This is a genomic window from Shewanella sp. 10N.286.45.A1, from assembly GCF_041470405.1.
Classification (GTDB): Bacteria; Pseudomonadota; Gammaproteobacteria; order Enterobacterales; family Shewanellaceae; genus Shewanella.
In genome coordinates this window covers 1-8,694 of sequence record NZ_JBFRMK010000275.1, presented here as the reverse complement: position 1 = coordinate 8,694, position 8,694 = coordinate 1, and the positions used below count along the sequence as shown (strand labels likewise).

The following is an 8,694-nucleotide window of genomic DNA, read 5'->3' as shown; positions in this document are numbered from 1 at the left end:
CATTTCCTGCATTTCCTGCTTATTGGCACAAAACCTGCTTTAACTCCGTTATATACAGTTTTTTGACGGAGTCTTTATGTCCGCAGTTCCCCAGCCAAATTTTGATCCGCTTACTAATACTCGCCCACAATTGGTCGATGTTCAGCAAGCCGCTAATATGTCCAACCGTATGGAGCATATTTTGCAAGCGATGCCGTCAGGTGTGGTGATCATTAATGGCGACGGGATTGTGACTGATGCGAATCCGGTTGCCATTGAGCTACTTGGTGGACCCTTAGAGGGACTGCGCTGGTTTAAAGTGATCAATCAAGCTTTCTCACCGAAAGATGATGATGGCCATGAAGTGTCACTGCGTAATGGTCGACGGGTAAAGCTTGCGATAACGCCGCTAACGCCTGAGCCTGGTCAGCTGATTGTATTAACCGATCTGACAGAGACTCGTTTACTGCAAAAAAACTTGTCTCATCTGCAGCGGTTATCAGCATTAGGAAAAATGGTGGCAACACTTGCTCACCAAGTCCGGACGCCTTTGAGCGCCGCATTATTGTATGCATCAAACCTTGCAAGCCCGAAGATTTCAGATAGTGCCAGACAACGTTTTCAAGGCAAGTTAGTTGATAGGCTTAATGAGCTCGAACACCAAGTTAATGACATGCTGTTGATGGCAAAAGGCCGTCAGCAAGAGTTAGATGTCATCGTCAGTATTGAAGAGGTTATCGACAGTGTGTTGAATAACTGTCTGCCAATCGCAGCTCAAAAAGGCTGCCAGCTTGAATTTATTAACCATGCCACTCAGCCTATACGTGCCAATGATTCAGCTTTAAGTTCGGCCATCAACAACTTGGTCGTTAACAGTATCGAGGCGGGCGCAACTACAATTACTATAAAGACCTACGACAGCGAAACCGCGTTGCATGTTGATGTGATTGATAACGGCAAGGGATTAGATAGCGACATGCAGCAACAAGTGCTTGAACCTTTCTTTACCACTAAAGCGCAGGGAACAGGGCTCGGATTAGCGGTTGTGCAGTCAGTGGTTAATAACCATGGCGGCATGATGCAGTTTAGCTGCCATGTTGGTAAAGGCTGCACCGCTGCGCTTAAATTCCCACTGGCGAAACCACAAGTTATCACTGATACAGTGGTTGGAGCGTAGAGCATGTCTGAAGGAAGATTACTGTTAGTTGAAGATGATGCTTCATTAAGAGAGGCATTATTAGATACCTTAATGTTGGCACAATATGATTGCGTTGATGTCGAGTCGGCTGAAGCGGGTATTTTAGCGCTTAAAAATGACCGCTTTGACATGGTGATAAGCGATGTGCAAATGGAGGGGATTGGCGGCCTTGGGCTACTCAATTACCTGCAACAGTACCATCCCAAAGTACCGATGCTATTGATGACGGCTTACGCGACCATAGATAACGCAGTCAATGCAATGAAACTGGGTGCGGTAGATTATTTAGCTAAACCATTCTCACCAGAAGTACTGCTTAATCAAGTATCGCGCTATCTACCTGCAAAATCGATAGAAGGCAGTCCTGTTGTTGCTGATGAAAAGAGTCTAGCACTGTTATCTTTAGCGCAGCGAGTTGCTGTATCTGATGCGTCGGTGATGATCATGGGCCCAAGTGGTAGTGGTAAAGAGGTATTAGCTCGCTATATACATCAACACAGTCAGCGTGCGACAGAGCCATTTGTAGCTATTAACTGTGCGGCAATTCCAGAAAATATGCTGGAAGCGACTTTGTTTGGCTACGAGAAAGGGGCGTTTACCGGCGCATATCAAGCTTGCCCCGGAAAGTTTGAGCAGGCACAAGGCGGTACGTTACTGCTGGATGAAATTTCTGAGATGGAAGTGGGTCTGCAAGCTAAGTTACTGCGCGTGCTTCAAGAGCGTGAAGTTGAGCGTTTAGGCGGACGCAAAACCATTAAATTGAATGTGCGGGTACTAGCAACCTCTAACCGAGATCTAAAAGCGATGGCTGAGGCTGGCGAATTCAGAGAAGACCTTTACTATCGAATTAATGTTTTCCCGCTGACATGGCCTGCGCTGAATCAGCGTCCAGCTGATATTTTACCTTTGGCAAGACACTTAATTAGTCGCCATGCAACGGCGATGAACAGAACTGAAGTCCCTGAGTTGGCAGAATGTGCTTCCCGGCGACTATTGACACACCGCTGGCCTGGTAACGTTCGAGAACTTGATAATGTGGTGCAGCGAGCACTTATATTGAGTGTCGGGACTGAAATCACCATTGCTGACATTATTATCGATTCTTGCGATATCTCATTAACTGCGGAGGTTAACTCGGTAGAAGAGGAGACTAAGAGCAATGAGCTTGACGGCTTAGGGAATGAACTTAAAGCGCAAGAACATGTGATCATTTTGGAGACTCTGAGCCAGTGCAACGGCAGTCGTAAAGAGGTTGCTGAAAAACTGGGGATCAGCGCGCGTACTTTGCGCTATAAAATGGCTAAAATGCGTGACTCTGGGATTGAAATACCGGCTTAAGCGCTAACAAGGACTAATACGCAGTCTGCTATTTGAGTGTTCTCAGCCTTACTAGCAAAGAGCAGTAACAGTAGAAGAGTCAGGTTTTTGCTGTTGCTTTCTCCATAATGAGTCGCTGCTGTAAACGTAGGTCGGCATTTATACCGTCGCTTTGCTTTGCCGTTATGGCCTGAAGCTAAATCCACTACTTCAAACCTTATTAATACCTTTCTATAAACTGGCACGATTTCTGCTTTATCTAGTTCAATTAAGATTTTCGTCAAGAAAACGACATTGGGAGATAGTTATGCAAATCGGCGCTAATTCTTTACTGCAAGAGATGCAGTCACTTAACGGTCAAATCGGTACTCAAGGCACTCAAACAAGTGTTGCCCGCCAAGTGAACAACACTTCAGGCGCTGATTTTGGTCAACTTCTCTCTCAAGCTGTTGGAAATGTGAGCGAACTTCAGTCAAATGCATCTAATTTGGCCACTCGCCTTGATATGGGCGATACCACAGTGACATTATCTGATACGGTTATCGCGCGTGAAAAATCGAGCGTTGCTTTTGAAGCAACCGTGCAAGTAAGAAATAAGCTCGTAGAAGCTTATAAAGACATTATGAGTATGCCTGTTTAGGCCTTAACTACTAACAGCAGGTAGCAATTGTGAGTACAGAAATGGTCGTAGGAACAGGTTCAAATGTCGCTGCTGCAGGGCAGTCTGGTGGCGTTCAAGAAGAACATAAGCCAGGTGTGATGGGATCGATTGGCAATATCGACATGTTACGCCAAGTGACCATGATATTAGCCTTGGCTATCTGTTTAGCATTAGCTGTTTTTGTGATGATTTGGGCACAAGAGCCTGAATACCGTCCTTTAGGACAAATGAGTACGCAAGAGATGGTTCAAGTACTCGATGAACTCGATAAAAATAAAATTAAATACCAGATCCAAGGTGATGTGGTAAAAGTCCCTGAAGATAAATATCAAGATGTAAAAATGATGCTAAGCCGTGCTGGTTTAGATCAAGCTGCTGCCAATGATGACTATTTAAGTAAAGACAGTGGTTTTGGTGTTAGCCAGCGTATGGAGCAAGCTCGCCTTAAACACAGCCAGGAACAGAACCTTGCTCGTGCTATTGAAGAGCTTAAAAGTGTTAGCCGCGCCAAAGTTATCTTAGCCTTGCCAAAAGAGAACGTTTTTGCTCGCAATCGCTCTAAGCCAAGCGCAACCGTTGTTGTTAACACTCGCCGTGGTGGTCTTGGTCAAGAAGAGGTCGATTCGATAGTCGATATCGTTGCGTCAGCGGTTCACAACCTAGAGCCAAATAAAGTCACCGTCACCGATTCAAATGGTCGCCTATTAAATTCAGGTAGCCAAGATGGCGTGTCAGCCATTGCGCGACGTGAACTGGAAATTGTTCAACAAAAAGAGTCTGAATATCGTAACAAGGTCGAGTCAATTTTGATGCCGATTCTAGGGCCAGAAAACTTTACCTCGCAAGTAGACGTTAGCATGGACTTTACAGCCGTAGAGCAAACCGCTAAGCGTTATAATCCCGACTTACCGGCACTGCGCAGTGAGATGGTTGTTGAGAATAACTCTAACGGCGGAACCACTGGTGGGATCCCCGGGGCATTGTCTAATCAGCCTCCGATGAATTCAGATATTCCACAAGAGGTGGGTACAGAAACAACGTCTGTTAGCAGTGGTAGTAGCCACAAAGAAGCCACGCGAAACTTTGAGCTTGATACCACTATCAGTCACACTCGCCAGCAAATAGGTACATTAAGACGTGTCAGCGTCTCTGTTGCTGTCGATTTTAAAAATGCGCCTGCTGCTGAAGATGGTAGTGTTTCGCGCGTCCCTCGCACTGAGCAAGAGCTGGCAAACATTCGCCGTTTACTCGAAGGTGCCGTTGGTTTTAACACCCAGCGCGGTGACATGATTGAAGTTGTTACCGTGCCGTTTATGGATCAGTTAATAGAAGATGCGCCAGCACCAGAAATGTGGGAACAACCTTGGTTTTGGCGTGCAGTAAAATTAGGCTTAGGTACCTTAGTTGCATTAGCGATAGTGATGTTTATTATCAGTCCAATGCTAAAGCGTATTGTCTACCCTGATAGCGCCAAGCTGCCAGAAGAGCCAAAGGTGGGCGATGAACTGGCTGAGATAGAAGATCAATATGCTGCTGATACATTAGGCATGTTAGAGCGCCCTGAAGCTGAATACAGCTATGCCGATGACGGTTCGATTTTAATTCCCGACTTGCATAAAGACGATGACATGATTAAAGCCATCCGCGCGATTGTCGCGAATGAACCTGAACTATCGACGCAAGTCGTGAAAAATTGGTTAATTGAAGATGACAAATAATACTCCCGTAGAGGGGCAAGCAGTAGCACCTGCACCAGGGTTTAAGCCAGAAGATTTAAATGGTATTGAAAAAACAGCCATATTGTTGCTGAGCCTGAGCGAAAGTGATGCGGCTTCTATATTGAAACACCTAGAGCCCAAACAGGTGCAGAAGGTCGGCATGGCGATGGCGGCAATGCAGGACTTCGGCCAAGAAAAGGTCATCGGAGTGCATAAGCTGTTTTTGGACGATATTCAAAAATACTCTTCTATCGGTTTCAACAGTGAAGAATTCGTTCGTAAGGCATTGACTGCTGCACTAGGTGAAGACAAAGCGGGCAACTTGATTGAACAGATCATTATGGGCAGTGGAGCTAAAGGCCTCGACTCCCTAAAGTGGATGGATGCACGCCAAGTTGCAACTATCATTCAAAACGAACATCCGCAGATCCAAACCATTGTTTTATCATATTTAGAGCCGGATCAAGCCGCAGAAATATTTGCGCAATTCCCTGAAAATACACGCTTAGATCTCATGATGCGAATCGCTAACCTTGAAGAGGTGCAACCCGCAGCACTTCAAGAGCTTAACGATATCATGGAGAAACAGTTTGCTGGTCAAGGCGGCGCGCAAGCAGCGAAGATGGGTGGCCTAAAAGCGGCTGCAAATATCATGAACTATCTCGATACGGGCGTTGAAAGCCATCTTATGGAAACCATGCGTGAGTCTGATGAAGAGATGGCGCAACAGATCCAAGATCTTATGTTCGTGTTTGAGAACTTAAGTGATGTCGACGACATGGGCATTCAAGTGCTGCTTAGAGAGGTGCAGCAAGATGTACTGATGAAGGCACTAAAAGGCACTGATGATCAACTCAAAGAGAAGCTCCTTGGTAACATGTCTAAACGCGCGGCCGAATTGCTGCGAGATGATTTAGAAGCGATGGGGCCGATTAGGATCAGTGAAGTTGAAGTGGCACAAAAAGAGATCTTATCGATTGCACGTCGTCTAAGCGAAAGCGGTGAGCTGATGCTTGGCGGTGGCAGTGGTGAAGAGTTCTTATAATGGCTGACTCAAAAGAGCCTAAAGGGGCGACGGTTAATACCACCGATGAGTTTGGTCACTGGGATCTGCCCGATATTAGCCAAGCAGTAGATACTTCATCATTGAATATGTTTGGTCGACATGGCTCAAGTATCGACATTGAGGATGATGGCGAAGCTGAAGCTATTTTACCGCCGACATTGACCGAGATTGAAGATATCCGCGCCGATGCTGAACGAGAAGGCTTTGTTCAAGGGCAAGAGGCCGGTCATGCTGAAGGGCTTGAAAAAGGTCGTTTGGCTGGGTTAGAACAGGGTCATAGCGAAGGTTTTGAACAAGGAAAAGAGCAGGGGCATGAAGCTGGTCTCCAAGCTGCTGCGGAGATGTTACAACGCTTTGAGGCATTACTTGAGCAATTCGAGCAACCGTTGAGCATACTCGATACCGAAATTGAGAAAGAGTTACTATCTACCTCTATGAGTCTTGCAAAGGCCGTTATTGGCCACGAGCTTAGAACACACCCTGAACATATATTAAGTGCGCTGCGCCAAGGTGTTGACTCGCTGCCGATTAAACAGCAACAAGTGAATATCAGAGTGACGCCAGATGACGAAGCATTGATTAGCGGGCTCTATAGTGCAGCGCAATTAGAAAAAAACCGCTGGGATATCGAAGCCGATCCAAGCTTATCCGCTGGTGACTGTATTATTAGTAGCGGGCGCAGTCATATCGATATGACGGTCGATACTCGTATTCAACATGTCTTTTTTGAGTTAGAAAAAACTCAGCAAGATCTACTGCAGCAAAAAGAGCAGCAAGAGGAAGCGCTACTTAATCACAGAGCGAGTAAGCAAGTTGCTGTTGAGAGTGCAGAGTCTAATTCCGCTCCAGCAATGGAGACACAACAAGAACAGCAAACTCAAGAACCCGTCCCAGTCGCCGAAGGTGAACATGCCAACACGCCAACACCGACTGCGCAGTAAGCTTGCGCAGCACCACAGCAAGGTGACCCCTTTTGTGGCCGAAGCCAGCGGACAGCTAGTTCGTGTGGTGGGTTTAACGCTAGAAGCTACCGGTTGCCGCGCTTCAGTAGGCAGTCTTTGCTCGATAGAAACCATGTCTGGTGAGCTTGTGGCGGAGGTGATTGGTTTCGACGACGAGCTGTTGTACTTGATGCCAATTGAAGAACTTAGCGGCGTGCTGCCTGGTGCAAAAGTCACTCCACTTGGGCAACAGTCAGGCTTAAGTGTCGGACTGGCATTACTAGGCCGAGTACTTGATGGTAGTGGCTTGCCGATTGATGGCTTAGGCAACCTGCAAACCGATCAAAAAGCACCGACTCACGCTCCCGCAATAAACCCGTTAGCAAGACGCGCAATTAGCGAACCACTTGATGTGGGTGTGCGTGCCATTAACTCAATGCTGACAGTAGGTAAAGGTCAGCGAATGGGGCTATTTGCTGGTTCTGGTGTGGGTAAAAGTGTGCTGTTAGGCATGATGACCCGAGGCACAACCGCCGACATCATTGTGGTGGGGTTAGTGGGTGAGCGTGGCCGCGAAGTCAAAGAGTTCATCGAAGAGATTTTAGGGCCTGAAGGCCGTGCACGCTCAGTTGTTGTTGCCGCGCCGGCAGATACCTCGCCATTAATGCGCTTACGTGCCTGTGAAACATCAACACGGATCGCAGAGTATTTTCGCGACATGGGATACAGCGTACTGCTACTGATGGATAGTTTAACCCGTTACGCTCAGGCGCAGCGCGAAATAGCGTTGGCGGTCGGTGAACCACCTGCCACTAAAGGCTATCCGCCTTCAGTTTTTGCCAAACTGCCTAAACTGGTGGAAAGAGCCGGCAATGGTGGTGGTAAACAGGGCTCGATTACTGCTTTTTACACGGTGCTGACAGAGGGCGACGATCTACAAGATCCTATTGCCGATGCATCACGAGCAATCCTTGACGGCCATATTGTCCTTTCTCGTTCGTTGGCCGATTCCGGTCACTACCCAGCGATAGATATCGAAGCGTCGATTAGTCGTGTCGCGCCTATGGTGATAACCACAGAGCACTTAGAGGCGATGCGCCGAGTAAAGCAAGTTTATTCGCTTTATCAGCAGAATAAAGATTTGATCTCTATTGGCGCTTATACCCAGGGTAGCGATCCTCGAATTGATAATGCAATTCGCCTGCAGCCCGCTATGAATGCCTTTTTACGTCAAACGATGAAAGATGCTATTACCTTTGACAGTAGTACGCTTATGTTGAGTCAGTTGGGCGCGCAATGCCAGGTTTAGAATTGAGCAGAATCAATGAGTAATAGATAAATGGCCAAAGCTGATCCACTTTTTACTGTACTTAAATTAAACCAAGAAGCCGAAGAGCAAGCTTCACTGCAACTGCGTGCGGCTCAGTTAGAGTTACAGCGCAGACAAAGCCAGCTAAAGGCGTTGCAAGACTATCGTTTAGATTACATGAAACAGATGGAGCAGCAGCAAGGTAAAAATATCAGCGCGAGTTACTATCATCAGTTTCATCAATTCGTGCGTCAGGTGGACGATGCCATCGTCCAGCAAGTCAATTCGGTTCAAGAAGCACACACCCAACAACAACATCGACAAACTCATTGGCAAGAGAAACAACAAAAGCGTAAAGCTGTAGAGCTGCTATTGGCGAATAAAGCTGAAAAAGCCCAGCTTGCTGAACAACGCAGAGAACAGAAAATGGTTGATGAGTTTGCCTCGCAACAGTTTTACCGTAAATCCCGCCGCTAGATTTAAAACACTAATATCAATTGCATTA

8 protein-coding genes are annotated in these 8,694 nt (G+C 46.7%); all 8 read left to right on the top strand.

The window, feature by feature from the left end; genetic code table 11:
* The first annotated feature begins 76 nt into the window (after nt 1-76).
* The 8 genes from AB4238_RS18450 (at nt 77) to fliJ (ending at nt 8,666) form a co-directional block, all read left to right on the top strand.
* On the top strand, nt 77-1,156 hold the full coding sequence (locus AB4238_RS18450) for a PAS domain-containing sensor histidine kinase (RefSeq protein WP_372034763.1): 1,080 nt from the start codon (nt 77-79) through the stop codon (nt 1,154-1,156).
* A gap of 3 nt (nt 1,157-1,159) precedes the next feature.
* A complete protein-coding gene (locus tag AB4238_RS18445) occupies nt 1,160-2,515 on the top strand; it encodes a sigma-54-dependent transcriptional regulator (RefSeq protein WP_372034762.1) in 1,356 nt (451 codons plus the stop codon).
* Nucleotides 2,516-2,801: 286 nt separating this feature from the next.
* A complete protein-coding gene (gene fliE / locus AB4238_RS18440; RefSeq protein WP_220737923.1) occupies nt 2,802-3,134 on the top strand; it encodes a flagellar hook-basal body complex protein FliE in 333 nt (110 codons plus the stop codon).
* Nucleotides 3,135-3,175: 41 nt separating this feature from the next.
* Entirely contained in the window at nt 3,176-4,873 is a 1,698-nt protein-coding gene (fliF, locus tag AB4238_RS18435; protein WP_372034764.1) for a flagellar basal-body MS-ring/collar protein FliF, read from the top strand.
* Nucleotides 4,863-5,918, top strand: a complete 1,056-nt coding sequence (gene fliG, locus AB4238_RS18430; RefSeq protein WP_372034761.1) for a flagellar motor switch protein FliG — start codon at nt 4,863-4,865, stop codon at nt 5,916-5,918. The genes fliF and fliG overlap by 11 nt, the downstream gene beginning before the upstream one ends.
* Nucleotides 5,918-6,880 (top strand): flagellar assembly protein FliH, encoded by a 963-nt coding sequence (fliH, locus tag AB4238_RS18425; protein WP_372034760.1) that lies wholly within the window; start codon nt 5,918-5,920, stop codon nt 6,878-6,880. Before fliG ends, fliH begins: the two co-directional genes overlap by 1 nt.
* Nucleotides 6,849-8,189: a flagellar protein export ATPase FliI gene (gene fliI / locus AB4238_RS18420; RefSeq protein WP_372034759.1), complete on the top strand. Its 1,341-nt coding sequence runs from the start codon at nt 6,849-6,851 to the stop codon at nt 8,187-8,189. Before fliH ends, fliI begins: the two co-directional genes overlap by 32 nt.
* 30 nt (nt 8,190-8,219) lie before the next feature.
* Nucleotides 8,220-8,666, top strand: coding sequence for a flagellar export protein FliJ (fliJ, locus tag AB4238_RS18415; protein ID WP_372034758.1), 447 nt, complete (start codon nt 8,220-8,222; stop codon nt 8,664-8,666).
* Nucleotides 8,667-8,694: the final 28 nt, after the last annotated feature.